Source organism: Bacillus sp. FSL E2-0195, from assembly GCF_038003645.1.
In the GTDB taxonomy this organism is placed as follows: Bacteria; Bacillota; Bacilli; order Bacillales; family Bacillaceae_G; genus Bacillus_A; species Bacillus_A mycoides.
On record NZ_JBBOPN010000001.1, the window covers coordinates 1,153,634 to 1,179,614 of the forward strand.

Here is a 25,981-nt window from a genome sequence, read left to right on the forward strand (position 1 = left end):
CTACATAAGCAAAATTATTGTATAAAAAAGTCAGTTGGCGTATAATCAAATCAAAGGTCAAAGAAAGTCAAACATTTGGAGGGCTGTAAAGATGGACTTAAATCAAATGACAACGAAAACACAGGAAGCGATTATGAGTGCTCAATCTTTAGCGGTATCTCATCATCATCAAGAAGTAGATACTGTTCATCTATTGCTTACGTTATTAGAGCAACAAGACGGATTAACGGTACGTATTTTTCAAAAAATGAATGTCGATATAGAAGCGTTAAAGCAAGGTGTAGAAAGTTTAATTAAGAAAAAGCCTTCTGTAACTGGAAGCGGGGCAGAGGCAGGGAAATTATATGTAACAGGTGCTTTGCAACAACTGCTTGTAAGAGCAGGAAAAGAAGCGGAGAAATTGCGAGATGACTACATTTCAATCGAACATGTATTACTTGCTTTTTCTGAAGAAAAAGGCGATATAAATCAATTATTCGCAAAATTTTATATTACGAAAGATAACTTATTACAGTCTTTAATGACAGTTCGGGGGAATCAAAGAGTGACTAGTCAAAATCCAGAAGCAACTTATGAAGCGTTAGAAAAATATGGCCGTGATTTAGTGGCTGAAGTAAGAGCGGGGAAAATTGATCCTGTAATTGGCAGAGATAGTGAAATTCGCCGCGTGATCCGCATTCTTTCACGCAAAACGAAAAATAACCCCGTTTTAATCGGAGAGCCAGGTGTTGGTAAAACAGCAATCGTTGAAGGATTAGCGCAGCGTATTGTGAAAAAAGATGTCCCAGAAGGATTAAAAGATAGAACAATTTTCGCTTTAGATATGAGTGCACTTGTGGCCGGAGCAAAATTCCGCGGTGAGTTTGAAGAACGTCTGCAAGCTGTATTAAATGAAATTAAAAAGAGTGAAGGTCGCATTTTATTATTCATTGATGAACTTCATACAATCGTCGGCGCTGGTAAAACAGAAGGAGCGATGGATGCGGGAAATATGTTAAAACCAATGCTAGCGCGTGGTGAACTGCATTGTATCGGGGCAACGACATTAGATGAATACCGTAAATATATTGAGAAAGATCCAGCGTTAGAAAGACGTTTCCAACAAGTGTTAGCAGAAGAGCCAACTGTTGAGGATACAATTTCCATTTTACGTGGTTTAAAAGAGCGTTTTGAAATTTATCACGGTGTAAATATTCATGATCGCGCGATTGTAGCGGCATCTGTTTTATCAGATCGATATATTTCGGATCGTTTCTTGCCCGATAAAGCAATTGATCTTGTTGATGAAGCTTGTGCAACAATTCGAACAGAAATTGATTCTATGCCAACAGAACTAGATGAAGTAACGCGCCGCATTATGCAGCTGGAAATTGAAGAAGCTGCTCTTGGGAAAGAAAAGGACTTAGGTAGTCAAGAGCGCCTAAAAACATTGCAACGTGAATTATCGGATTTAAAAGAAGTTGCAAGTAGTATGAGAGCGAAATGGGAGAAAGAAAAAGAAGACATTCATAAAGTGCGTGACTTACGTGAACATTTAGAGCGCTTGCGCCGTGAGTTAGAAGAAGCAGAAGGAAATTACGATTTAAATAAAGCGGCTGAGCTTCGCCACGGGAAAATTCCAGCTATCGAAAAAGAGTTAAAAGAAGCGGAAGAGATGGGTGCACATAATAAACAAGAGAATCGTTTATTACGCGAGGAAGTAAGTGAAGAAGAAATTGCAGACATTGTTTCAAGGTGGACTGGTATTCCTGTCGCAAAACTTGTTGAAGGTGAACGTGAGAAATTATTACGTCTTGAACAAATTTTATCAGAGCGTGTTATCGGTCAAGAGGAAGCGGTAAGCCTTGTATCAGACGCAGTACTTCGTGCTCGCGCTGGTATTAAAGATCCGAATCGTCCAATTGGTTCATTTATTTTCTTAGGCCCTACAGGTGTTGGTAAAACTGAGCTTGCAAAAACGTTAGCGCAAACATTATTTGACAGTGAAGAGCAAATGATTCGTATCGATATGTCTGAGTATATGGAGAAACACGCGGTGTCACGCTTAATTGGAGCGCCTCCTGGATATGTTGGATATGAAGAAGGTGGTCAATTAACAGAAGCAGTAAGACGTAAACCGTATTCTGTTATTTTGTTAGATGAAATCGAAAAAGCACATCCAGAAGTATTCAACATTTTATTACAAATGTTAGACGATGGACGCATTACAGATTCACAAGGACGTACAGTAGACTTTAAAAATACGGTTATTATTATGACTTCAAATATTGGATCTGCTCACTTATTAGAAGGGCTAGAAGAAGATGGTTCTATTAAAGAAGAGTCAAGAGAACTTGTAATGGGACAATTAAGAGGACATTTCCGACCAGAATTCTTAAACCGTGTCGATGAAATTATTTTATTCAAACCTCTTACAAGGAATGAAATTAAAGATATTGTTGATAAGATTGTACAAGAATTACAAGGGCGTTTAGCAGATCGCCACATATCATTAGAATTGACGGAATCTGCAAAAGAATTTGTTGTAGAAGCTGGATTCGATCCGCTGTACGGAGCTCGTCCGTTAAAACGATACGTACAGCGTCAAGTTGAGACGAAATTAGCGAGAGAATTAATTGCAGGAGTGATTACTGACAATAGTCACGTAGTGGTTGATGTAGAAAATAACGAATTAGTCGTTCATGTAAAGTAAAAAAAGAGTTCGGATAAAATCCGGACTCTTTTTTTAGTGTTGTTCTACTGGCTCGTTTGGAATCGCAGCTGCAATCGCTAATACTAATACCGCAAGAACAACTGAGAAAATAGACGCTTGGTTAAAATCGTATGTACCGCCAGTCATAGAGCCGATTACATAGCTCATCATATGTACAAGTGCGAACGACCAAATTAATGCCCAAATGAAACGCATATTTTACACCTCTATTCGTTCAATCTGTCCTTATTGTAACACAATTGAAAAAAGAATATAGAAAAATATTTGTAGATTTTTCAACGCAAATTTGCATTCTGTTCATACATTATAAAAGAGTACTTTTATACGTTTAGAAAATAAGGCGGGGGAAAAATGAGTATTACGGAACGTTTTTTTTACTTAGAAAAAGAACCATGTGTAATTTATTTACCGGAAAAGCCAAATGGATTTTCTGTTATGCTCCTAGGAGATTATAACTATTTTATTGAGAATGGTACAAGTTTATGGACACAGCATGCAGGGAGAGCTTATTTTTTACAGGGCCTTATTGAAAAAGGCTATACGGTCTTTTCATCTAACTTATACGGAAGGCATTGGGGAAACGATCGAGCTGTTCGTCTTGCAAAACGTTTGTATGATGTCGTTCTAAGAAAAGAGACGTTGAATGCGAAAATGCACATTATGGCAGATGGTATGGGAGCGCTTGTAGCACTGGAGATGATGAACAAATACCCTGAATGTATACGTTCTGTCGTTATGTTAAATCCGTGTTTAGATTTACCAGAATATGTGGATTTTGAGAAAGAGCATAAGTTTTTTTACAAAAGATTAGTGAAGGAATTAAGTTTGGCGTATGATTCCAAAGAAGAAGAATTAGAATCAAAAATAAATAAGAAATCATTTGCGCTTCTGCCGTCTTGTGTACCTGTTAAAGTTTTTGTCTCAACACAGGAAAAAAGAGGAAGAAAACAATTGTTACGTAAATACGAGAAAATGAGGCAATTCAATCAATGCGATACTTCTGTTTTATTCCATCTGCAAGATGTGAAATATAAAATGGTTAGACAAACGACTGATTTCTTTAAAAAATATGAAGAAGAATTGTGAAGCTCCCATATACATAAATGAGGAGCTATTTGTTTCAAGGGGAAAGGGTTGGTGGTATGAAACGCGTGCTGATTATAGGTGCACTTACGTTTGTAGGTTATCACCTTGTGAATAAAATGATTGCAGAAGAAGTAGAAGTATATGGTCTTGATTTTGATGAATTTGATAGTATGACAAAAATTAATGAAGAGAAATTATTGTTGATTGGGCGGAATGCGTTATTTACGTACTATTCTATAAGGGATGAAGACGGATGGCGATCGGTAGAGGAAGAGAGTTTCGATACAGTTTATTTTTGCTTGTATGAGCCGAATCAGCAAAGTGGATTTCGGAATGAAAGGGTCATATTACAATATTTAAAACGAATCGTAAGGATGTGTGAAAAAAATAAAGTAAAGTTAAATCTAATTTCTTCTATTGAAATAGGAAGCACTGAAGAATCCGAAAACAAACATCTATTTTCGAAAGTGGAAGAAGGGTTGAAAAAAGGCGAATTACAATATAGTGCATATCGAGTTCCTACATTATATGGGCCGTGGCAACCGTCGTTTATGATGTATCATCAGCTTATTTTATCAGAACTTGATGAAAAAGAGTGCCGTTGTATAAATGGAGAAAAAGGAAGTGATTTACTTTACGTTGAAGATGTATGTGAATATTTATGGGAAAATGGAATGAATGTAAAACACCTCGGTATATATAATTTACTTAGTGGAAAAGAAGAGTTATGGGAAAAAGGTATGAGTCTTTTACATGCAGATGATAAAGTAAATAACAAAAATGTGGAAGTAAGGGATGAAGCTGTAGAGGTTATTTCTATTCAAAAAAATACACCAGTAGAATTCGGTTTAAATAAACAATTGGCACATATGAAAAAATATAAAGAGTTATACGAAGGGTAGCATGCATGTTACACTATTGTATGGATAATTGATTGAAAAGCTTTAATGGAGAGGAAGAGATTACATGAACGAAAAAAGTATGCAATTTTTACAAATCGCAATGAAGCATTTACCAGAAGCAAAGGCAATTTTAGATTCTAATGGAATTGCACTTGATATGGAGAAAGCACAGCCGGTGTTAGAGCTATTGATGAAAGTAATGGGCGAAGCATATGAGCTTGGGAAAGCAGATAAAGAATAAAACCAAACCCTTCTTTTTTGATGGAAGAGAGGCTCGAACCGTGGATAGAAGCGGTAAGGGCCTTTTTTTATTTCGAGCGAGGTAATACCAGAGAGATGATGAGGTTAAAGGGAAAGGTTATGAGGAGAACGTCTTAGTTTTGAAGGAAAGCAGATAAAGAATAAAACCAAACCCTTCTTTTTTGATGGAAGAGAGGCTCGAACCGTGGATAGAAGCGGTAAGGGCCTTTTTTTATTTCGAGCGAGGTAATACCAGAGAGATGATGAGGTTAAAGGGAAAGGTTATGAGGAGAAGGTCTTAGTTTTGAAGGGAAAGCAGATAAAGAATAAAACCAAATCCTTCTTTTTTGATGGGAGAGAGGCTCGAGCTGTGGATAGAAGCGGTAAGGGCTTTTTTTGTTGCGAGCGGAGTAAGGTCAAAAGTATTGGGAAGTTTATCTTTTGAAAGGATAGGGATTTTTCTGTTTCTTTTAATGAAAAATAAAGTTAGTAATACGCTGTCTTATTTTTTTAGCTGAAATATATTCTAGACAAAAGTACATTTATGTTTTAAAATTAGTACCAAGTCATAATAATTGATATAAAACGGAGGGCTGCGATGTGAACGTGGGCATTTTAGGGATCGGAAGATATGTGCCAGAAAAAGTAGTCACAAATCACGATTTAGAGAAAATCGTAGATACATCTGATGAATGGATTCGTACGAGAACGGGAATTGCAGAAAGACGCATTGCCGATGATACAATAGATACTTCATATATGGCGGTAGAGGCTTCTAAAAAAGCACTTGAAGATGCCGGGATTAGCGGAGAGGATATCGATCTTATTTTAGTGGCAACAGTAACGCCAGATCGCGCATTCCCAGCAGTAGCTTGTGTAATCCAAGAAGCAATTGGCGCAAAACACGCAGCAGCAATGGATTTAAGTGCAGCATGTGCTGGCTTTATGTACGGAATGATTACAGCGCAGCAATTTATTCAAACGGGAACTTATAAAAATGTATTAGTAGTTGGTAGTGACAAACTATCTAAAATTGTAGACTGGAACGATCGAAATACAGCAGTACTATTTGGGGACGGAGCAGGTGCTATCGTAATGGGAGCTGTTTCGGAAGGAAAAGGTGTACTTTCTTTTGAATTAGGAGCGGACGGAAGTGGCGGTAAGCATCTTTATCAAGACGAGTATGTTATGATGAACGGCAGAGAAGTCTTTAAATTTGCTGTTCGCCAACTTGGTGATTCCTGTCTTCGCGTGTTAGAAAAAGCGGGACTTACGAAAGAGGATGTGGACTTCTTAGTACCACATCAAGCGAATATTCGTATTATGGAATCTGCAAGAGAAAGATTAAATTTACCGAAAGAAAAAATGAGTATGACAATTGAAAAGTTCGGTAATACATCGGCTTCTTCAATTCCAATTGCAATGGTAGAGGAATTGCAAAATGGACGTATTCAAGATGGTGATTTAATTATACTAGTCGGTTTTGGCGGCGGGTTAACATGGGGAGCAGTAGCTCTTCGTTGGGGTAAATAAGGACTGAGAGAAAAAAAGGAGTGTATTTTGTATGGAAAAAAAGAGGGTCGTAATTACAGGGCTAGGAGCTGTTACACCGATCGGAACAGATGTTGAAACAGCTTGGGAAAACATTAAAAACGGTGTATCCGGAATCGGACGACTTACAAGAATAGATTCAGAACAAATTCCTGCAAAAGTAGCAGCAGAAATTAACGACTTTGAAGTCGAAAAATATATAGATAAAAAAGAAGCGCGCCGTATGGACCGCTTTACGCAATATGCAGTAGCAGCAGCGAAAATGGCAGTTGCGGATGCGAAGCTTGAAATTACAGAAGAAAATGCACCACGCATTGGTGTATGGGTTGGTTCTGGTATTGGTGGTATGGAAACATACGAAGAACAATTTAAGATTTTTACTGAAAAAGGTCCGCGCCGCGTGAGCCCATTCTTCGTACCAATGATGATTCCAGATATGGCAGCAGGTCAAGTGTCAATCGCTACAGGAGCGAAAGGAATTAATACTTGCTCTGTAACAGCTTGTGCATCTGGAGCAAACTCAATTGGTGATGCGTTTAAAGTAATCCAGCGCGGTGATGCTGATGCGATGATAACAGGCGGAGCAGAAGCGCCATTAACAAGTATGGCATTCGCTGGGTTTAGCTCAGCGAAAGCATTAACATTCAATGAAGATCCAGCAACGGCTTGCCGCCCATTCGATAAAAATCGTAGCGGTTTCGTAATGGGTGAAGGATCAGGAATTCTTATTCTTGAAGAATTAGAGCACGCATTAGCACGTGGTGCTCACATTTATGCGGAAATTGCTGGTTACGGTGCAACTGGTGATGCGTTCCATATTACAATGCCTGCTCCTGGCGGTGAAGGCGGAGTTCGTGCGATGCGTCAAGCTTTAGCTGATGCAGGTCTAGAGCCAAAAGATATTGATTACATTAATGCACATGGTACAAGTACAGATGCAAATGAAAAGTATGAAACGATGGCAATTAAAGAAACTTTCGGTGAGCATGCATATAAAGTAGCGATTAGCTCAACGAAATCAATGACAGGTCATTTATTAGGAGCAGCTGGTGCTGTTGAAGCGATCTTCTCTATTAAATCAATTACAGACGGAGTAATTCCTCCGACGATTAACTATGAAACACCAGATCCAGAATGTGATTTAGATTACGTACCAAATACAGCGAGGCATCAAGAAGTGCGAGCTGTATTAAGTAATTCATTAGGATTCGGTGGTCATAACGCAGTATTAGTATTTAAAGCATATAAATAATATGTACAATAAGGTGTCTTTTCGTAAAGTATTACGAAAAGACACCTTATTTATTTTTAATCACCTTTACGTTCCTTTCTTTTTTGCATATACATAAGAAAAGGAGGGATGAAGGTGGGGGTTGTTGAAACGGCAGAATGGTTACATCTGTATTATGGACGTCCAGAGAAGCTTTGTGAGAAATTTACAAAGTATATTCCATTGCCAAAAGAGAGGCTGTATCGCTTTTTAATCTCTAAAGGTATGTATCGCCCAGTAATGCGGGGGGAGCAGGAAATTAAAGAGTTAGAGAAGAAAGAAATTTGGAAAGAACTTAGCATGGAGTATGAAAAATTGAAAGGTTGGCTAAAAGGTCCAGATGTCCCTATCTTTATTTTATTATCAGATTCATACAATCGAACTGTACAAGAGGAATATAACGGGAAGGCTGGCTTATCTATGCGTCACGTTATTTTCTTATTCGTATGTGGACGTAATTCAGTAGAGGAACTAAAAGCTTTATTAACGCATGAATACCATCATATATGTAGGTTACATCAAATTGAGACGAAAGAAACAGAGTATACATTACTTGATACGATGATTATGGAAGGGTTAGCTGAGCAAGCTGTGTATGAAAGGTATACAGAAAAAAGATGTGCACCGTGGACTACTTACATTTCAAAAGAAGATGCTATTTATTATTGGAGGAATTCAATACAAGAACGAATAGGCGTAAAGAGAGGTACGAGGGAGCATGATGTTTTATTAAATGGACTGCACTCGTATCCGAAAATGCTTGGCTATGCACTTGGATTTCATATTGTGAAAGATTGTGTAGCATTTGAAGGAGAAAATACACTTTCTTTATTATCTATAGATGCGAAAGAAATATTGAATAAAGCAAATACATTTCATGTTTCATGAAAAACAGGGGAGCTATCTCCTGTTTTTTTAATATTATAGAAGAAAAAATAATAATTAGAATATATTTCCTCAAGTGGAATAAAGTTAAGCAAAACTGAACATAATGATTGGTACAAACAGTAGTGAAGTGAGGGGTAGTGAATGTTATATCTACATGATGTATGGGTAAATTGGTTTGAAGGTGAAGAGAATGGGTATAACGTTTGTCATTTTTACGAATGGCGGAAAGATGATACGATTGAGCTATTAGATCAAGTGCCATTATTAAAAGTAGATGCCACATTATATCATTACATCGAGAACGAATTATTAGAGCTTCCGCAAAAATTATTGGAAGACGTATATCATAAGGCTTATATTCGTAAAAATCACGAACGTTTGCAACAAGAATATTGTTTTGTAGTTACAGATGGAAAAGGAATTATTGCGATTGATTCAATCGGCTATAATGTGCCAATTAGAAAAAGTAGGCTTATACCGCGTCAAGAACAGATGGTATATGAGATGGTAGAGAATGTGCAAGCAGAAAAGTATGAGTTCCAAGTGGAAGAGATTGAAAAAGAACATCATATTTTATCGCCGTCGCCTTTCATTATGAACGGCCTAACTCGTAAAGAAAGACAGTTAAAACAATTATTATTTATGGCATTAGATCAATTACATACAACGAAAAATCCAGCTGAAATTCGCTATTGGTTCACAGAGTGGGATCCATCAGCGTACGGAATGGTCCAACATATGGAGTTTGAAGATGTTTGGGCTAAACTTTATGATGAAGCGAAAACTGGATGGTCTGAGAAGCACGAGCAATTATGTGAGCGCCTTGTAAAAGGACAGCCGTTTTTTGAAAAGTTATGGGAAATGGAAAATGAGCAGAAGGTAAATTAAAAAAACCGCCAATTGGCGGTTTTTTTTATGGAGGTGACCAAGAATGTTCGGTGGCTTCGCGCCTTCCTGCGAGGCAAAAAACGCCTCTGCGTCAGGAACTCCATCCTCCTCACATTCTGAACGAGCCGCTTCCGCTTTATGTAGTAATCCAGCTCTGGCAGCAAGCTCTTCGTGTCTAAGAACCTTCCGCATAAGAAGACAAAAAGCGTCTTCTATGCGAAAGAACCTTAGCCAGTCAGAGCTGAACGAGCTGCCTCCGCTTTATAAGTTACCTACGTTTTCTACTTAATCCCATTGCGTTTTCTACTTTGCGTAGTTGTTTGAATGCAACGCGGTTTGCTTTTTCTGCACCTTTGTCTAGAATTTCGTCTAGTTCTGGTGAGTTGATTAGTTCGTTATATTTTTCTTGGATTGGACGAATTGCTTCTACGACTACTTGTGCTAGGTCGCCTTTGAAGTCTCCGTATCCTTTTCCTTCGTACATTGCTTCTATCTCTTCAACTGTTTTTCCAGAGAATGAAGAGTAGATTGTTAATAAGTTAGAGATTCCAGGTTTGTTTTCTTTATCAAATTTCACGATACCTTCAGAATCAGTTACAGCACTTTTAATTTTCTTTTCAATTGTTTTTGGTTCATCAAGCATACTGATCATTGCTTTTGGATTCGGATCAGATTTACTCATTTTTTTCGTAGGTTCTGTTAATGACATAACGCGAGCTCCTACTTTTGGAATACGAATCTCAGGAACAGTGAACACTTCACGGAAGCGTTTGTTGAAACGCTCTGCTAGGTCGCGTGTTAATTCCATATGTTGTTTTTGATCATCACCAACAGGTACGATTTCAGTGTTGTAAAGTAAAATATCAGCAGCCATTAATGGTGGATACGTTAGTAATCCAGCTGGAACTGAATCTCTACCAGAAGATTTATCTTTATATTGCGTCATACGCTCTAATTCTCCAACGTAAGCAACTGATTGCATAATCCATCCTAGTTGAGCGTGTGCTGGTACTTCTGATTGTACAAATAAAGTAGCTTTTTCAGGATCGATGCCACATGCTACATAAAGTGCAGCAAGACTGCGAATGTTTTTACGAAGTTGTACGGGATCTTGAGGTACTGTAATCGCATGTTGGTTTACAATACAGAAATAACAGTCGTGTTCATTTTGAAGCTCTGTAAATTGCTTCATAGCTCCTAAATAGTTTCCAAGTGTAATTGTTCCGCTTGGCTGAATACCAGAAAAGATAACTGACATAAGTAATTCCTCCTAAAATTGAATGTGCGATGGGGAAGAGAAGGCATACAAAAAAGCCCATTCATCCCAAATTACATAGGGACGAATGGACCGCGGTACCACCCTAATTATTTCACAGCTGTGAAATCTCTCAAGATCCATAATAACGTCTGGATATAACGCCAAAGCCTACTACTTTCGGTTCGGTTTGGTGCTCAAAAGCCCATTCCATACTGTACAATTACTTGTTCACACCAGCCACAAGCTCTCTGAAATTGCTCCAATATGTACTCTTCTTTATCATCGCATACATATAAATTTATTTATTGTTAACTGAGCCCTTTTATATGAAAGGACTAAAGTTTTATAACAAAATGTTTTGCTGATTATTATATCATATGGAATAGTGTTTGCAAACTACATCAAAATAGTAAAGCTAATGAGGATCGAGAACAACCCAAGTACGATACCGGTAATACAAATCGGATACGTCCATTTGAATGAATATGTTTTATAAATACGTTCTTTCTTATCGATAGGTTCCTCTGCTTCTTCAATTAAAGAGTCAATTTTTTTATTCGTACCAAATACTCTTTGGAATGCGTAAATTGTTACGTTAAAAAATCCGTTTTGAAATATGAATAAAAAACCACCTATAAGAATAAAAAACAATGCAATATAGAATGAGATGTTGACAAAATTCAACAAAAAATGAGATGAAACGAGGAATGCGCCCACACTAGAAGCGATTATCGCAACCAAAAATAGTATACAAGTATGAAAAAAAACTTTATTCAAAATATTCCCCTCCGTCAAAATATTACTAGAATTATTATACTATAAAAGTTATAATAAGTAATATAAATAATTTTTTGAAAATTATACGCAATTGAGGTTCTAATTTCAAGATGATGGTAGCAATGTTACCGTATCCCTTTACAAAAAATTTAAAATATAAACATTTTATTAAAAATTTTAACAAAAAAACAAAAAACTATATTCACAATCGTCATATTATATGTATAATGAAAATTGTAGAAACTTGGAGATTATTCTTTCAATTCTACTTTTCTACAAGTGAGGGTACAGTAAGTGCAATTAGGGGAGGCAACACAACATGAAGAAAAAGATACCGTTATTACTTGCATCAACTTTAACGGCAAGTATGTTGCTTGGCGCGTGTAGCTACCAGAAAGAGGACGCTAAAGCAAAAGGAAAAGAAAACACTACTAGTAGTAGTAACGGAAAACAGATTCTTAATTTAACAGAGTTATCTGAAATTCCATCAATGGATGCATCGTTAGCATCAGATTCTGCATCTTCAACAGCATTAAATAATACGATGGAAGGTTTATATCGTACTGGCAAAGATCAAAAGAGAATGCCTGGGATTGCTGAAGATGTCCAAAAGCTAGATGATGGGAAGAAATACATATTTAAGTTAAGAAAAGATGCGAAATGGTCGAATGGGGAACCTGTAACAGCGAAAGACTTTGTGTATTCATGGAAAAGAGCAGTAAATCCAGATACAAAAGCGACGTATTCATACATTATGTTCGATATTAAAAATGCAGAAAAAATTCATAAAAAAGAATTACCTGCTGACCAATTAGGTGTAAAGGCGATTGATGATTATACATTAGAAGTGGAATTAGACAATCCCGTTCCTTACTTTATTGATTTAACGGTTTATCCGGTGTTCTACCCACTAAATGAGAACTTTGTGAAATCACAAGGTGATAAGTTTGGTTTAGAGGCAAATACAACATTATATAACGGGCCATTCGTTATGAGTGATTGGAAACATGAACAAAGCTTCCAATTTAAGAAGAACCCATCATATTGGGATAACAAGACGGTTAAAATCGAAGAGATAAATTTCAATATTGTGAAAAATACATCGACTGATGTAAATTTATATGAGACAAATTCGATTGATCGTGCGGCTCTAACATCGGAATTTGTTGATAAATTTAGACAAACTCCAGAGTTCCAAACACGAAAAGAAGCTGGAGTTGCCTACTTAAGATTTAATCAAAATAATAAGTATTTGAGTAATAAAAACTTAAGAAAAGCAATTTCAATGTCCTTTGACCGTGATAACATTGCAAAAGTTATTTTAAACAACGGCGCAATCGGTGCTTACGGATTTGTTGGAAAAGATTTCGCTGAAGGTCCGAATAAAAAAGACTTCCGTGCTGAAAATGGAAATCTAGTTGAAACGGATTCAAAAGAAGCGAAAAAACTTTGGGAAACAGCAAAGAAAGAGCTTGGCACTGATAAAATTGAACTAGAATTCTTAAGCTTCGATAATGAAGATGCGAAAAAAATTGGCGAATTCTTAAAAGGTGAGATGGAAAAGAACTTACCTGGTTTAACGATCAAAATTAAACAGCAGCCATTCGCACAAAAAAATAAGTTAGAAGACTCTCAAGAATATGATATGGCGTTTGGTATTTGGGGTCCAGACTTCCCAGATCCAGTCTCATATTTAGATATGTTTGTTACGAATGGTTCACAAAATAAAACAGGATATTCTAATCCGAAATATGATGAGCTAATTCTAAAAGCAAAAACAGATACAAAAGATTTACAAGCTCGCTGGAACAACCTTTTAGAAGTAGAGAAAATATTAATTAAAGAGGATGCAGTTATTACTCCGATCTTCCAAAAAGGTTCAGCATATGTGGTAAAAGGTGCCGTAAAAGATATTATCCCAATTAACTATGGTGGTAGATTAACTTACAAATGGGCATCTGTTGAACAAAAATAATCTTTTTTCCATCGTTTACAAGGGTATATGCCTATGATGGGCATATGCTCTTATTTTAAAAAAATAAAAGTAAGAATATTTTAAACTATCTTATTGCTTTTGAGAAAAACGGGGAGGTGCTTGACTATGGGACGTTATGTATTAAAACGTTTCGTGTACATGGCTTTGACATTATTTTTAATTACTACACTGACTTTCTTTTTGATGAAATTACTACCGGGTTCTCCGCTTAAAAACCAGGAGAAGCTATCACCGGCACAAAAAGAAATCATTCTTGAAAAATATGGATTAAATGATCCAGTACCAGTTCAATATGCACGTTACTTAGGTAACTTAGCAAAAGGTGATTTAGGGGTATCATTCCAATATGATAACCGCCCAGTAACAGATATGATTGTGGATCGTATTGGACCATCAGCACAACTTGGTTTACAAGCGATTATATTAGGAACATTTATCGGTTTAATTTTAGGAATCGTTGCGGCGCTTCGTAACAATACGTGGGTCGATTATGGGGCGACAATTATTTCCGTACTCGGGATGTCGGTACCCTCATTCGTATTCGCCGCATTACTACAATATTTCGTAGGGGTAAAACTTGGTTGGTTCCCAGTAGCATTCTGGAAAGGACCGGAGTTTACAGTAATGCCTACAATTGCCTTATCGATGGCAGTTATCGCAACAATTGCACGTTTCGCTCGTGCAGAGTTAATTGAGGTTATGCAAGCAGACTACATTTTAACAGCGAAAGCGAAAGGAATTAGCCAAGGCGTTATCATTATCAAGCACGCACTGCGTAACGCATTAATTCCAGTTGTAACAATTTTAGGACCAATGGTTGCAGGATTAATTACAGGGACACTAGTTATTGAGCAAATTTACGCTGTACCTGGACTTGGGGAACAATTCGTTAAATCGATTACAGTGAATGACTATACAGTTATTATGGGAACTACAATTTTCTATAGTGCGATCTTCATCTTAGTTATTTTCATTGTCGATATTTTATACGGAATTATTGATCCTCGTATTCGTTTAGCGGGAGGGAAAAAATGATGAAAGATGTACAAAAATTATCTCCAGATTTATTTCAACCAGCCAATCAGAGTAATGTTGATAATGAAGTCATTGCCCGTCCAAGCTTAACGTTTTGGCAAGATGTAAGAAGACGTTTGTTCCAACATAAAGGTGCAATGTTTGGTTTCGTATTATTAATGCTTATTGTACTACTAGCAATTTTAGGACCGATGGTAAGTAAGCATTCTTATAAAGAGCAGGATTTAGGTCGTGCGAAAATGCCACCGAAAATTCCAGTGATTGAAAATGTTCATTGGCTACCATTTGACGGTACAGATCAATATGGTGTTGACCAATATGAAAAACGTGATATTAAAGAGTACTTCTGGTTTGGTACAGATGATCTTGGCCGTGATTTATGGACAAGAACATGGGAAGGTACACGAGTATCATTATATATCGCTCTTTTAGCAGCAGCGATTGACTTAGTAATTGGGGTTGCATATGGAGGTGTTTCAGCCTTCTATGGCGGCAGAGTAGATAATATTATGCAACGTATTATGGAGATCATTAACGGTATTCCATACTTAATCATCGTTATTTTAATGGTAATCATTATGGGATCAGGTATTTGGTCAATTACACTTGCGATGGCAATTACAGGTTGGATAGGGATGTCGCGTATCGTTCGTGGACAGATCCTAAAATTAAAAAACCAAGAATATGTATTAGCATCTCGTACATTAGGGGCAACGAATACACAGTTAATTGTGAAGCACTTAATTCCGAACGTAATGGGACCAATTATCGTAATGACAATGTTTACAATTCCAACAGCGGTATTTGGTGAAGCATTCTTAAGCTTCATCGGACTAGGTATTCAGCCACCATTCGCATCACTTGGTTCTCTTGTAAATGATGGTTATAAATCAATTCAAACGTATCCACATATGATGTTCATCCCAGCGGTTGTCATCAGTATGTTAATCTTAGCATTCAACTTAATTGCAGACGGATTACGCGACGCGTTAGATCCAAAAATGCGTAAGTAAAAGAGGGGAGAAGTAAAAATGAAAACATTGCTAGAGGTAAAAGATTTGCAAGTCTCCTTTGATACACATGCAGGTGAAGTACAAGCTGTACGCGGTGTTACTTTTGATTTGAAAAAAGGAGAAACATTAGCGATTGTAGGAGAATCTGGTTCTGGTAAATCAGTTACTTCTAAAGCGTTAATGGGATTAATTCCGAATCCTCCAGGGCGTATTAAAAACGGTGAAATCGTATTTGAAGGTCGTGACTTAACGAAACTAACAGAAAAAGAAATGCAACAAGTACGCGGTAAAGATATTGCGATGATTTTCCAAGATCCAATGACATCATTAAACCCAACGATGACAATTGGAAATCAAATTATGGAAGGCCTTATTAAACACCAAGGGATGAGTAAAGCAGATGCACGTAAAGTTGCGTTAGAATTAATCGACCTTGTAGGTATTCCGAATCCAGAAGCGCGCTTAAAACAATATCCTCACCAATTCTCAGGTGGTATGAGACAGCGTGTAGTTATTGCGATGGCGTTAGCTTGTAACCCGAAATTATTAATTGCCGATGAGCCGACAACAGCGCTAGACGTTACAATTCAGGCGCAAATTTTAGAACTTATGAAGGACATTCAGCAAAAAACAGAAGCAGCAATCATTTTCATTACGCATGACTTAGGTGTAGTGGCAAACGTTGCAGACCGAGTTGCGGTTATGTACGCTGGTAAAGTTGTTGAAATTGGAACTGTTGATGAAATTTTCTACAATCCAAAACATCCATACACATGGGGCTTAATCGCATCTATGCCAAGCTTAGATGGTGCAGAGGACGAGCTATATGCGATTCCAGGAACGCCTCCAGACTTATTAAAACCGCCAAAGGGTGATGCTTTTGCACCACGTAACCCGCAGGCATTGAAAATTGATTTTGAAATGGACCCACCTTTATTTAAAGTAAGTGATACACACTATGCGGCAACTTGGTTACTTCACGAGCAAGCTCCAGAAGTAAAACCACCGGCAGTCGTTGAAAAACGCATTCTTCAAATGAAAGCAGGTGAACAACATGACTAAACAACGTGAGAAATTAATTGAAGTAAAAAATGTAAAGCAGCACTTCGACGTGAGTGGTGGTGTTGTCAAAGCGGTTAATGATATTTCATTTGATATTTACCGCGGAGAAACATTTGGTCTTGTAGGAGAATCAGGTTGTGGTAAATCGACAACTGGAAGAACGATTATTCGTTTATATGATGCAACTGCTGGTGAAGTGTTGTTCGATGGTGAAAATGTACATGGTAAAAAATCACGTGCCGAGCTGAAGAAGTTCAACCGTAAAATGCAAATGATTTTCCAAGATCCATATGCATCATTAAATCCTCGTATGACAGTAGGGGATATTATTGCAGAAGGTATTGATATTCACGGACTAGCAAAAGGCAAAAAAGAGCGTATGGACCGTGTTCATGAATTATTAAATACAGTTGGTTTAAATAAAGAGCACGCAAACCGTTTCCCGCATGAATTCTCAGGCGGACAACGTCAACGTATCGGTATCGCTCGTGCGCTAGCTGTAGAACCTGAATTTATCATTGCTGATGAACCAATCTCAGCACTTGACGTATCGATTCAGGCGCAAGTTGTAAACTTACTGAAACAGTTACAAAGAGAAAAAGGTTTAACATACTTATTCATCGCCCATGATTTATCAATGGTAAAATACATTAGTGATCGCATTGGTGTAATGTACCGTGGTCAAATCGTTGAGTTGACAACAAGTGAAGAGTTATATGCGAATCCAATGCATCCATATACAAAATCACTACTATCTGCAATTCCGCTTCCAGATCCAGATTATGAGCGCAATCGTAAACGTATCGTATACGATCCATCTCAACATCAATATGGTGAGGAAGCACCAACAATGCGTGAAATTCGCCCAGGACATTTTGTATTATGTTCTGAAGCAGAGTATAAGAAATATAAAGAAATCTATCAATAATAAAGTAGAGCCATTCTGCTATTAAAGAAGGATGGCTCTATTTTTTTATACTAATTAAACTTAATTTAGTATAAAGAGATTTTATCCAAGTTCTTTTTCGGTTTAAAGACAGCAAATTAAGAGTTTCCAAGAATGAAGAAAAGGCGACTGAAATCCAGCCGCCTTTTTCTTCATTTAGAAACACTTTTATTTTACTGCGCTTGAACAGAAACACTCTCATCTTGCTCATTTGGTTTAACAAGTGCATAATTTTCCCACGATCTACTTCTCCAGCGGAAGAACATAATAATTGCTCGCGTCCATTCGTCGATAGCAATCGCTAGCCAAATACCAACGAGCCCCATGTCTAAATGGAAGGCGAAAAAGTAACCGAGTGGTAAGCTCATTAACACCATGGAGAATGCGCCGATTAAAACAGGGTATTTTGCATCGCCAGCTGCACGAAGTGAATTAATGATGACGATGTTCATCGTCCGTCCTGTTTCAAGTAGTACACTTAGTAAAAGAACGCTTGCCCCTAGAGCGATAATATGAGGATTATCCGTAAATAGTCCCATTAATTGTGTGCGGAATGTAACAACGAGCATGACCATAAATAAAGTTACACCAATCGCCCATTGTACACTTTTCCATACGCGTGTGTAAGCTTCATCCTTTTCATTTCCGCCAACTAGGCGTCCAACGATAATAGCTGTTCCCATACCGATAGCAATGGCGAATAAATAAGTGAACATGGAAATGTTAGTAGCGTATTGTCTTGCAGCTAACGATTCCGTACCTAAGTATGTTGCGTAATATAAGAAGACAATTTGACAAGCTTGATACATGACTTGTTCGAATGCAGATGGAATGCCGATCTTTAAAATTTTGCTAACATATTCTTTTGATAAAGTGAAGTAATATTGTAATTTCACACGGTATTCCATAACGCGGTACAGTAACCAGAAGAAAACGATAAGTGCGATTAACCGGCTGACAGCGGAAGAAATCGCGGCTCCTTGCACACCAAGTTCAGGGAAACCGAATTTCCCGAAAATAAGTACGTAGTTTCCGGCGATATGAATAATATTCATTCCAAGCGAAACAAACATCGCTTGCTTTGTAAAGCCGTGAACGCGGATAATTGCGGCTAATGAGTTAATAATAGCTTGAAGGAAAATAGCTCCTCCGACGATGGATAGATAGCTTTGTGCATACGTTAGTACATCGCCTTGTAAATTCATTGCCATCATCATATGTTTTGAAAATAAAAGAAAACCAGCGCTTATAATGAGTCCGACCACTAAATTTAATGTGACGGCTAATGCTGATATTTTTGATGCTTCCATAAAGCGTTTAGAACCGAGGTATTGGGATACAACGATAGCTGCACCATTTCCTATGACTTCTAGTACTAAAATCGCGATATGAAGGTATTGATTCGCTGCACCAACCCCAGATACAGCATCGTCTGATAATGCACTTAACATGAAAGTATCAGCGATCCCCATCAGCATAAAAAGAAAAACTTCTAGAAAAATAGGCCATGTTAATAAGAATAAACTTAATTTCTCTGTTGGCCTGTTTTTTGAGCGAATTGCTGTCATGTCCGTCCCCTCTTTACCGATATCTATTTTTAGCAAAGTGTATCGTAACACACTTTCATATCCTTTGCACTTATTTTAGCCTACATATTTTCAATATGAATAAACCTTCATTTTATGACAAAAAAGGAGGAATAATTATGCACAAGATATTATAGAATATAAAATTTATTTTTCTCTGATAATTTAGAAAAGTATAAAAGTTGTCATTTTTAACACTTTAGTTCAATAAAAACGCAGTGTGAAACGTTTACAAATGCACGTGGTGTTGACAGAAAATTTTAATAAAATAGAAATATAAATATACAAAGAATATATTTGTGTGTATAATACGAATTATTAGAACATATATATATATTTCTTTCTGTTTGAAAATGAAAGGGCTAACATTTTTTTGGAGGGTGGAAGTATGAAAAAAAAGATACCAGTTTTTGTAGCATCAACAGTAGCAATGAGCATGATTTTAGGGGCATGTGGCTACCAAAAAGATGAACCGCAAGCGAATGCAAAAGGGGATAGCGGGAAAAGCGGTGCGAAGCAAGTTATAAACTTAATTGAAACGCAAGAAATTCCAACGATGGACCCAGCGTTATCAGCTGATGCAGTTTCTTCAAAAGTAATGAACAATACGATGGAAGGTCTATACCGCCTTGGGAAAGATGATAAATTAGTTCCAGGTGTAGCGAAAGAATTCCAAAAGTCAGAAGACGGTAAAAAGTATACATTTAAATTACGTGAAGATGCAAAATGGTCAAATGGTGAACCTGTAACGGCGAAAGATTTCGTGTATGCATGGCAAAGAGCAATTAATCCAGATACAGCTGCGAAATCGGCGTACATTATGTACGATATAAAAAATGCTGAGAAAATTAATAAAAAAGAGATGAGTCCAGACCAATTAGGCGTGAAAGCGATTGATGATCATACATTAGAAGTAGAATTAGATAATTCTATCCCATATCTTATTGATTTAATGGTCTATCCAATCTTCTATCCTGTTAATGAAAAGTATGTGAAAGAGCAAGGGACGAAGTTTGGTTTAGAAGCAAATACAACACTTTACAACGGTCCATTTACATTAAGTGATTGGCAACATGAACGTAGTTTCAAAATGACAAAGAGCCCATCGTATTGGGACAATAAAGAAGTGAAACTTGAGGAAGTAAACTTTAATATTGTAAAAGATACGTCTACGCCAATTAATTTATATGAAACAAACGCAGTCGATCGAGCGACGTTATTAGCAGAGTTCATCGATAAATATAAAGGAAAACCAGATTTCAAAACAGTAGAAGAGACATCTGTATTCTTCCTTCGTTTAAATCAAAAAGACCCATCTTTAGCAAATAAAAATATTCGTAAAGCAATTTCACTTGGCTTTGATCGTAAACCATTCGTTGATACATTATTAAATAACGGTTCTAGGCCAGCGACAGGATTAATTCCTGATAATTTCATTAAAGGTCCGGATAAAAAAGATTTCCGTGCTGAAAATGGAGATATTATAAAACCAAATGTAAAAGAAGCGAAAAAGTATTGGGAAGCTGGTAAAAAAGAGCTTGGTAAAAATGAAATTGAATTAGAGATGTTAAATGAAGACGTTGAATTATCGAAGAAAACTGGTGAATATTTAAAAGGTGAGTTAGAAAAGAATTTACCAGGCTTAACAGTGAAAATTAAACAACAACCATTCGCACAAAAACTAAAATTAGAAGATGCAGGCGATTATGTAATGTCATTCTCTGGATGGGGGGCAGACTTCCCAGATCCAGTTACATATCTTGATATGTTTGTAACTGACGGAGCGCAAAACAAAATGAAGTATTCTAATCCGAAGTACGATGAGATTATTATGAAAGCGAAGAAAGATGGAAGCGACGTAAATGCTCGTTGGAAAAACTTACTTGAAGCAGAAAAAATGTTACTTGATGACGCTGCGATTGTTCCGGTATATCAACGTGGTAGAGCATATTTACAAAGAGAAACAATTAAAGATATGTACAACCATAAATATGGCCCCGATGTAAGCTTTAAATGGGCATCAGTAGGAAAATAAGAAAAAAGCAGGTGATTACCTGCTTTTTTTAGTACGTACGTTTTTTATAAATGCCTTTTCCGCCAACTTGGTTCCAGCCAGATTGTACATCTAAACTTTTGTTAACAAACTTCATTTTTTCTTTCCCACCAAAGAGTTTTTCACCGATGCTATTTGTAATGACACCAATCAATGCTGTTATTCCGATGATGAGGGTAGCAACAATGATAAAATCAGTAAAAAAAGCGATCATATGCAAATTCCCCCTTTGTCTGTCTGTATTTTTATTGTATGAGATAAATGGTAAAAAAGAAAGAAATGTCAGAAAAATATTCGATTTACTTTAGAAAGCATATAGACATGAGCGGAGAGATTTGTTAAAATAAGAACAAATGTTCCTTTTATTTCTAACCTTTAGAGTCTTACATTTCTCAATTGTTTTGTCGGGAAAAGGTAAGAAAACGCTCTCTTTTTAATGGGGAAGATTATGAAACTGTAATTGTATATCAAGTGAAGATTATTGTAGAAAGTAAGTATCAAAAGGGTTGAAGACCGTTGTTAAAGGACAGTTTTACTCAGTATAATCATGTTGCATAGCAGTGGAGTACACGGAGAAATTTTCTCAACTAGCAGTAAATTCACTGTATATTTCTTGCAAAAACTATTGTATAATGATTATAGAAGTTACTTATTAAAAGTAATTATTGTTGCTTACATGAATTGCGATTTTTTACTTTGCTATAAGACAAGTTATCGCGAAAAATTGCGGAAGTTAGAAATTTAAACTGTAATTAGTACAGAATTTGTACTCTTTAAGGAGAGTGAGCTTTGTATGGTAACATTATATAGTTCTCCAAGCTGTACGTCTTGTAGAAAGGCGAAATTATGGCTAGAGGAAAATCATATTCCTTATACAGAACGTAATATTTTCTCAGATCCATTAACGATTGATGAGATTAAAGAGATTTTACGTATGACAGAAAGCGGAACGGATGAGATTATTTCTACTCGTTCAAAAGTTTTCCAAGAATTGAATGTGAACTTAGAGTCTTTACCACTTCAAGATTTATATAAGATGATTCGTGACTATCCAGGTATTTTACGTCGTCCAATTATGATTGACGAAAAACGCCTTCAAGTAGGTTACAACGAAGATGAAATCCGTCGTTTCTTACCACGTACAGTAAGAACGTTCCAATTACGTGAAGCACAGCGTCTTGTAAATTAATTATAATAATATGAAAACCTTCTACCTATTATAGAGTAGAAGGTTTTTTTTTTACTGTTTAACATTACGTAATCGCACTTGTTGAACGATAAAGCCTATGCATAAAATGGTGAAAATGAACAAATAAGGGATACTTGTGGCAAAACTAGGATTATGATGAAAAAACGTTGCAAGTCTGTCTTCATGTGTAATCATTTTTCCTGCTGTATAGGCGAGAACTGCTGCTCCGCAATAAATGAGAAATGGAAAGCGTTCCATGAGTATTAAAATAAGTTTGCTTCCCCAAATGATAATCGGGATAGAAATGAATAAACCGATAATTACGAGTGAAAGTCTTCCGTGAGCTGCTCCTGCAATGGCAATAACATTGTCAAACCCCATAACGAGATCCGCGAATACAATTGTACGCACAGCTTGGAATAAAGTCGTTTTTCCTTTGATAGAAGAAAGATCGTTGTTATTATCAGTGAGTAAATTGACCGCAATTAATGTAAGTAAAATTCCGCCGGTGAGTTGTAAAAATGGGATATCAAGTAAATAGACAGCTAGTATCGTGAGGAGAATTCGTAGCACAATTGCTAACATAGTACCAATCAAAATGGCTTTATTTCGTTTTGCTTCAGGTAAATTTCGGCTAGCTAGTGCGATGACAATTGCGTTATCGCCACCTAGTACAACATCGATACCGACAATCAGTAGTACAGATGTTAAAAACTCTAAGTCCATTCGTCTGCCTCCATTTATGATGTTTTAATAAGCGAAATATATGTATGTGGTGAAGAAAGTTTGTCTAGTTTTGATCCCGCGCTCCCAGGGACAAAATAATCACCTCTAATAGAAGTTTCACTTTATTACAGTGTACGAGGGAATATGGGAATGTATGTCCAAATTTTTTGCGAGCAGTGAATTAGTATAATGGTATATTTATTCCGATTGGTGCGAGCTAATAATCAGTGGAGGATGAAAAAAATACTGATTATTGTTTCACTTTATGTAAAAAGTCGAATACAGATAGGTATATAACTATTTTTGTAAAATAAATCGATTTTATTTCCCTTCTGGAGAATCTTATCATAAAATGAGAGTACAAGAATCTATTGTTTTGTCATATGAGTGGGGAATCCCTTCATAACAATTCTAAGCAGGAAGGGAGCGTTGTATTTTGGATATTGAAAGAATTAATGACCATACGATGAAATTTTTTATTACGTACATTGATATAGAGGATAGAGGGTTTAATCGTGAAGAAATTTGGTATGATCGCGAACGAAGTGAAGAGCTCTTTTGGGAGATGATGGACGAAGCTCGTGATCATGATGATTTCTTTATCGATGGGCCGTTATGGATCCAAGTGCAAGCAGTCGATAAAGGGATTGAAGTACTTGTAACGAAAGCGGAGCTTTCAAAGGATGGACAAAAGCTGGAACTACCAATAGGTGTAGACAAAATTATAGACATTCCTCTAGATGAAGGCATCGAATCATTATTCCAGCAAGAATTAGTGGAAGAGGTAGAAGAACAAGTAGGAACAAACTTTAATGAAGATGGTACGTTTGGCTTTTTAATTAAGTTTAATGATTTTGAAGATGTTATTTCATTAAGTCATCGTCTTATCTTTGAAGATATAAAAGATGAATTACATTCATTTGAGGACCGATATTATGTATATGTGGAATTCGATGAAGTGCTACATGATGAAGAAGAAATTGATCGTATTTTAAGTATTGTTTTAGAATATGGAGAAGAATCTACTTTAACGATTCACCGTGTAAGTGAGTATGGGAAACAGGTTGTGAAAGAGCGTGCGCTTGAGACAATTCGCAACAATTTTCCTCCTAAAATGTAGGCCGATTTCTATAGTATGAAATCGGCTTTTTTTATGAAGAATAGGAAGGCTTTCTTAGTAAGGAGGTAAGAGATGAAAAACACGTTAAAACTACTTTTCTTTTTTCTACTATTGTTCGCATTATTTGTTTCATTACGCATGTTTATTGATGTAGCATTTTATTCGGATGTCATTGGGATAAAGGATGTTTCTATTTTAGGTATTATTAGTATTTTATTTACGGTTTCCGCATTTTTAATTGGATGTGTTATTTTCTTAGAAAACCGCCATCCGTCTAAAACACTTACGTGGTTAATCGTACTAGGTATTTTTCCGGTGTTCGGTTTCTTTGCTTATCTTTTATTTGGACAAAATTTTCGTAGAAAAAGAATGTTCCAAAAGAAGGCATTACTCGATGAACAGGCGTTCTTACAATATAAGGGACACGAAGATTACGAAGAACGGATTTTACGAAATCATAAGCATCAAGAATTGTTATTTCGTTTAGCAGATCGACTAGGTGCTTTAAATATTTCATTTCAAACTGAAACGAGGACATTAACAAATGGAGATGAAACGTTTCAGGCAATTTTAGATGGGTTAAATCGAGCGAAACACCACATTCATATGGAGTATTACATTGTGCGTGATGACAAGCTAGGTACAGAAATTAAAGATATTTTAATAAAAAAATCAAAAGAAGGCGTTGTCGTTCGTTTTTTATACGACGCGGTTGGAAGCTTTAAATTATCAAATTCGTATATTGAAGAATTGAATGATGCAGGAGTAGAAATGATTCCATTTTTCCCTGTGCGCTTTCCAATTTTAAACGATAAAATTAATTATCGAAACCACCGAAAAATCGTTATTATAGATGGAAATGAAGGGTTTGTAGGTGGATTAAATATTGGTGATGAGTATTTAGGGAAGGATAAATATTTCGGTTTTTGGCGAGACACGCATTTATATTTACGCGGTGAAGCAGTTCAAAGTTTACAGCTAATTTTCCTTCAAGACTGGTTTTATATGACTGGTGAGGCGGTATTAGCACCTGAATATTTACAAGCGGAAGCAGTTGAGGGTGATCATTGGGGCGGAGTCCAACTTGTTGGAGGTGGACCGGATAATAAATGGGAAACAATTAAACATTTATATTTTGCAATGATTGCTTCAGCTAGGAAATCGATTTGGATTGCAACACCATACTTTATCCCAGATGATGATATTTTATCTGCATTAAAAGTAGCTGCACTTGCTGGTATTGATGTTCGTTTGTTAATGCCAAGTAAGCCAGATAAGCGGACTGTCTTTTATGCATCAAGATCGTACTTTCCGGAGTTATTAGATGCAGGAGTAAAAATATATGAATATGAAAAAGGTTTTCTTCATAGTAAAGTTGTCATCGTGGATTCTGATCTCGCATCAATTGGGACAGCTAATATGGATATGAGAAGTTTTCATTTAAACTTTGAAGTAAATGCCTTTTTATATGATACAGGTAGCATTCGAAAGCTCGTTCAAGATTTTAAAGACGATTTAGAAGAATCCAGTGAAATTCATGTTGACCGATTTCATAAGAGACGTCTTCATAGGCGGATTGTTGAATCGACGTATCGGTTATTATCACCTTTATTATAGAAAGAGATGTCCTAATTTAGGACATCTCTTTTTTTGAGAGGAATTTGTAGTAAATTGTAGAATAC

23 protein-coding genes and 1 other annotated feature are annotated in these 25,981 nt (G+C 36.6%); of the genes, 17 read left to right on the forward strand and 6 right to left on the reverse strand.

Annotation, left to right across the window (positions count from 1 at the left end):
* The first annotated feature begins 91 nt into the window (after window positions 1–91).
* On the forward strand, window positions 92–2,692 hold the full coding sequence (gene clpB / locus MHH59_RS05925; protein WP_088038114.1) for an ATP-dependent chaperone ClpB: 2,601 nt from the start codon (window positions 92–94) through the stop codon (window positions 2,690–2,692).
* Between the two features lie 33 nt (window positions 2,693–2,725).
* On the opposite strand, the gene MHH59_RS05930 is transcribed toward clpB, so the two are convergent.
* Entirely contained in the window at window positions 2,726–2,908 is a 183-nt protein-coding gene (locus MHH59_RS05930) for a YjzD family protein (RefSeq protein ID WP_001211111.1), read from the reverse strand.
* 156 nt (window positions 2,909–3,064) lie between these two features.
* Here MHH59_RS05930 and MHH59_RS05935 point away from each other — a divergent pair, with 156 nt between their 5' ends.
* The 7 genes from MHH59_RS05935 (at window position 3,065) to MHH59_RS05965 (ending at window position 9,538) form a co-directional block, all read left to right on the forward strand.
* A complete protein-coding gene (locus MHH59_RS05935) occupies window positions 3,065–3,799 on the forward strand; it encodes a hydrolase (protein ID WP_002030268.1) in 735 nt (244 codons plus the stop codon).
* A gap of 29 nt (window positions 3,800–3,828) precedes the next feature.
* Window positions 3,829–4,701, forward strand: a complete 873-nt coding sequence (locus MHH59_RS05940) for an NAD-dependent epimerase/dehydratase family protein (protein WP_002086991.1) — start codon at window positions 3,829–3,831, stop codon at window positions 4,699–4,701.
* Between the two features lie 64 nt (window positions 4,702–4,765).
* Window positions 4,766–4,942 (forward strand): ComZ family protein, encoded by a 177-nt coding sequence (locus MHH59_RS05945; RefSeq protein ID WP_002011319.1) that lies wholly within the window; start codon window positions 4,766–4,768, stop codon window positions 4,940–4,942.
* Window positions 4,943–5,541: 599 nt separating this feature from the next.
* Entirely contained in the window at window positions 5,542–6,474 is a 933-nt protein-coding gene (gene fabH / locus MHH59_RS05950) for a beta-ketoacyl-ACP synthase III (protein ID WP_001100550.1), read from the forward strand.
* A gap of 31 nt (window positions 6,475–6,505) precedes the next feature.
* On the forward strand, window positions 6,506–7,744 hold the full coding sequence (gene fabF, locus MHH59_RS05955; RefSeq protein WP_002030364.1) for a beta-ketoacyl-ACP synthase II: 1,239 nt from the start codon (window positions 6,506–6,508) through the stop codon (window positions 7,742–7,744).
* Between the two features lie 114 nt (window positions 7,745–7,858).
* Window positions 7,859–8,650, forward strand: a complete 792-nt coding sequence (locus tag MHH59_RS05960) for a DUF2268 domain-containing protein (RefSeq protein ID WP_002030365.1) — start codon at window positions 7,859–7,861, stop codon at window positions 8,648–8,650.
* Window positions 8,651–8,791: 141 nt separating this feature from the next.
* Entirely contained in the window at window positions 8,792–9,538 is a 747-nt protein-coding gene (locus MHH59_RS05965; protein WP_002030367.1) for a YjbA family protein, read from the forward strand.
* 268 nt (window positions 9,539–9,806) lie between these two features.
* Here MHH59_RS05965 and trpS read toward each other — a convergent pair whose 3' ends face one another.
* Window positions 9,807–10,796 (reverse strand): tryptophan--tRNA ligase, encoded by a 990-nt coding sequence (gene trpS / locus MHH59_RS05970; protein WP_088044783.1) that lies wholly within the window; start codon window positions 10,794–10,796, stop codon window positions 9,807–9,809.
* A 74-nt stretch (window positions 10,797–10,870) separates the two neighbouring features.
* Window positions 10,871–11,088: a binding site (T-box leader), on the reverse strand.
* A gap of 104 nt (window positions 11,089–11,192) precedes the next feature.
* Entirely contained in the window at window positions 11,193–11,573 is a 381-nt protein-coding gene (locus tag MHH59_RS05975) for a DUF3899 domain-containing protein (protein ID WP_002125921.1), read from the reverse strand.
* Between the two features lie 319 nt (window positions 11,574–11,892).
* On the opposite strand from MHH59_RS05975, the gene MHH59_RS05980 reads away from it, so the two are divergent.
* From MHH59_RS05980 to MHH59_RS06000, 5 genes are all read left to right on the forward strand, one after another.
* Complete coding sequence (locus MHH59_RS05980) at window positions 11,893–13,548, forward strand: peptide ABC transporter substrate-binding protein (protein WP_002125925.1); 1,656 nt, start codon at window positions 11,893–11,895, stop codon at window positions 13,546–13,548.
* Window positions 13,549–13,674: 126 nt separating this feature from the next.
* Window positions 13,675–14,604 carry an oligopeptide ABC transporter permease gene (gene opp3b / locus MHH59_RS05985; protein ID WP_000534165.1) on the forward strand — a complete coding sequence of 310 codons (930 nt, stop codon included), beginning with the start codon at window positions 13,675–13,677 and terminating at the stop codon, window positions 14,602–14,604.
* Window positions 14,601–15,617, forward strand: a complete 1,017-nt coding sequence (opp3C, locus tag MHH59_RS05990) for an oligopeptide ABC transporter permease (RefSeq protein ID WP_002188756.1) — start codon at window positions 14,601–14,603, stop codon at window positions 15,615–15,617. The genes opp3b and opp3C overlap by 4 nt, the downstream gene beginning before the upstream one ends.
* A gap of 18 nt (window positions 15,618–15,635) precedes the next feature.
* Window positions 15,636–16,679 (forward strand): ABC transporter ATP-binding protein, encoded by a 1,044-nt coding sequence (locus MHH59_RS05995; protein WP_002011337.1) that lies wholly within the window; start codon window positions 15,636–15,638, stop codon window positions 16,677–16,679.
* Window positions 16,672–17,607 (forward strand): ABC transporter ATP-binding protein, encoded by a 936-nt coding sequence (locus tag MHH59_RS06000; RefSeq protein ID WP_002086978.1) that lies wholly within the window; start codon window positions 16,672–16,674, stop codon window positions 17,605–17,607. The genes MHH59_RS05995 and MHH59_RS06000 overlap by 8 nt, the downstream gene beginning before the upstream one ends.
* A 191-nt stretch (window positions 17,608–17,798) precedes the next feature.
* Here MHH59_RS06000 and MHH59_RS06005 read toward each other — a convergent pair whose 3' ends face one another.
* Entirely contained in the window at window positions 17,799–19,244 is a 1,446-nt protein-coding gene (locus MHH59_RS06005; protein WP_340850957.1) for an MATE family efflux transporter, read from the reverse strand.
* A gap of 355 nt (window positions 19,245–19,599) precedes the next feature.
* Here MHH59_RS06005 and MHH59_RS06010 point away from each other — a divergent pair, with 355 nt between their 5' ends.
* Window positions 19,600–21,246 (forward strand): peptide ABC transporter substrate-binding protein, encoded by a 1,647-nt coding sequence (locus MHH59_RS06010; protein WP_113937680.1) that lies wholly within the window; start codon window positions 19,600–19,602, stop codon window positions 21,244–21,246.
* Window positions 21,247–21,274: 28 nt separating this feature from the next.
* Here the strand turns inward: MHH59_RS06010 and MHH59_RS06015 are convergent, their stop codons facing one another.
* Entirely contained in the window at window positions 21,275–21,478 is a 204-nt protein-coding gene (locus MHH59_RS06015; RefSeq protein WP_000559981.1) for a hypothetical protein, read from the reverse strand.
* 579 nt (window positions 21,479–22,057) lie between these two features.
* Here MHH59_RS06015 and spx point away from each other — a divergent pair.
* Window positions 22,058–22,453, forward strand: coding sequence for a transcriptional regulator Spx (gene spx / locus MHH59_RS06020; protein ID WP_002011348.1), 396 nt, complete (start codon window positions 22,058–22,060; stop codon window positions 22,451–22,453).
* Between the two features lie 51 nt (window positions 22,454–22,504).
* On the opposite strand, the gene MHH59_RS06025 is transcribed toward spx, so the two are convergent.
* On the reverse strand, window positions 22,505–23,179 hold the full coding sequence (locus tag MHH59_RS06025; protein WP_002030376.1) for a TerC family protein: 675 nt from the start codon (window positions 23,177–23,179) through the stop codon (window positions 22,505–22,507).
* 436 nt (window positions 23,180–23,615) lie between these two features.
* Between MHH59_RS06025 and mecA the strand changes: the two genes are divergently transcribed.
* Entirely contained in the window at window positions 23,616–24,299 is a 684-nt protein-coding gene (gene mecA, locus MHH59_RS06030; protein ID WP_002011351.1) for an adaptor protein MecA, read from the forward strand.
* A gap of 72 nt (window positions 24,300–24,371) precedes the next feature.
* Window positions 24,372–25,916, forward strand: a complete 1,545-nt coding sequence (locus MHH59_RS06035; protein ID WP_002064255.1) for a cardiolipin synthase — start codon at window positions 24,372–24,374, stop codon at window positions 25,914–25,916.
* The last annotated feature ends 65 nt before the right edge of the window (window positions 25,917–25,981 follow it).

Coding starts and splice junctions, on each gene's coding strand:
- clpB (WP_088038114.1), top strand. CDS start 92: ATGGACTTAAATCAAATGACAACGAAAACACAGGAAGCGATTATGAGT.
- MHH59_RS05930 (WP_001211111.1), bottom strand. CDS start 2,908: ATGCGTTTCATTTGGGCATTAATTTGGTCGTTCGCACTTGTACATATG.
- MHH59_RS05935 (WP_002030268.1), top strand. CDS start 3,065: ATGAGTATTACGGAACGTTTTTTTTACTTAGAAAAAGAACCATGTGTA.
- MHH59_RS05945 (WP_002011319.1), top strand. CDS start 4,766: ATGAACGAAAAAAGTATGCAATTTTTACAAATCGCAATGAAGCATTTA.
- fabF (WP_002030364.1), top strand. CDS start 6,506: ATGGAAAAAAAGAGGGTCGTAATTACAGGGCTAGGAGCTGTTACACCG.
- MHH59_RS05965 (WP_002030367.1), top strand. CDS start 8,792: ATGTTATATCTACATGATGTATGGGTAAATTGGTTTGAAGGTGAAGAG.
- trpS (WP_088044783.1), bottom strand. CDS start 10,796: ATGTCAGTTATCTTTTCTGGTATTCAGCCAAGCGGAACAATTACACTT.
- MHH59_RS05980 (WP_002125925.1), top strand. CDS start 11,893: ATGAAGAAAAAGATACCGTTATTACTTGCATCAACTTTAACGGCAAGT.
- opp3b (WP_000534165.1), top strand. CDS start 13,675: ATGGGACGTTATGTATTAAAACGTTTCGTGTACATGGCTTTGACATTA.
- opp3C (WP_002188756.1), top strand. CDS start 14,601: ATGATGAAAGATGTACAAAAATTATCTCCAGATTTATTTCAACCAGCC.
- MHH59_RS05995 (WP_002011337.1), top strand. CDS start 15,636: ATGAAAACATTGCTAGAGGTAAAAGATTTGCAAGTCTCCTTTGATACA.
- MHH59_RS06000 (WP_002086978.1), top strand. CDS start 16,672: ATGACTAAACAACGTGAGAAATTAATTGAAGTAAAAAATGTAAAGCAG.
- MHH59_RS06010 (WP_113937680.1), top strand. CDS start 19,600: ATGAAAAAAAAGATACCAGTTTTTGTAGCATCAACAGTAGCAATGAGC.
- MHH59_RS06015 (WP_000559981.1), bottom strand. CDS start 21,478: ATGATCGCTTTTTTTACTGATTTTATCATTGTTGCTACCCTCATCATC.
- spx (WP_002011348.1), top strand. CDS start 22,058: ATGGTAACATTATATAGTTCTCCAAGCTGTACGTCTTGTAGAAAGGCG.
- MHH59_RS06025 (WP_002030376.1), bottom strand. CDS start 23,179: ATGGACTTAGAGTTTTTAACATCTGTACTACTGATTGTCGGTATCGAT.
- MHH59_RS06035 (WP_002064255.1), top strand. CDS start 24,372: ATGAAAAACACGTTAAAACTACTTTTCTTTTTTCTACTATTGTTCGCA.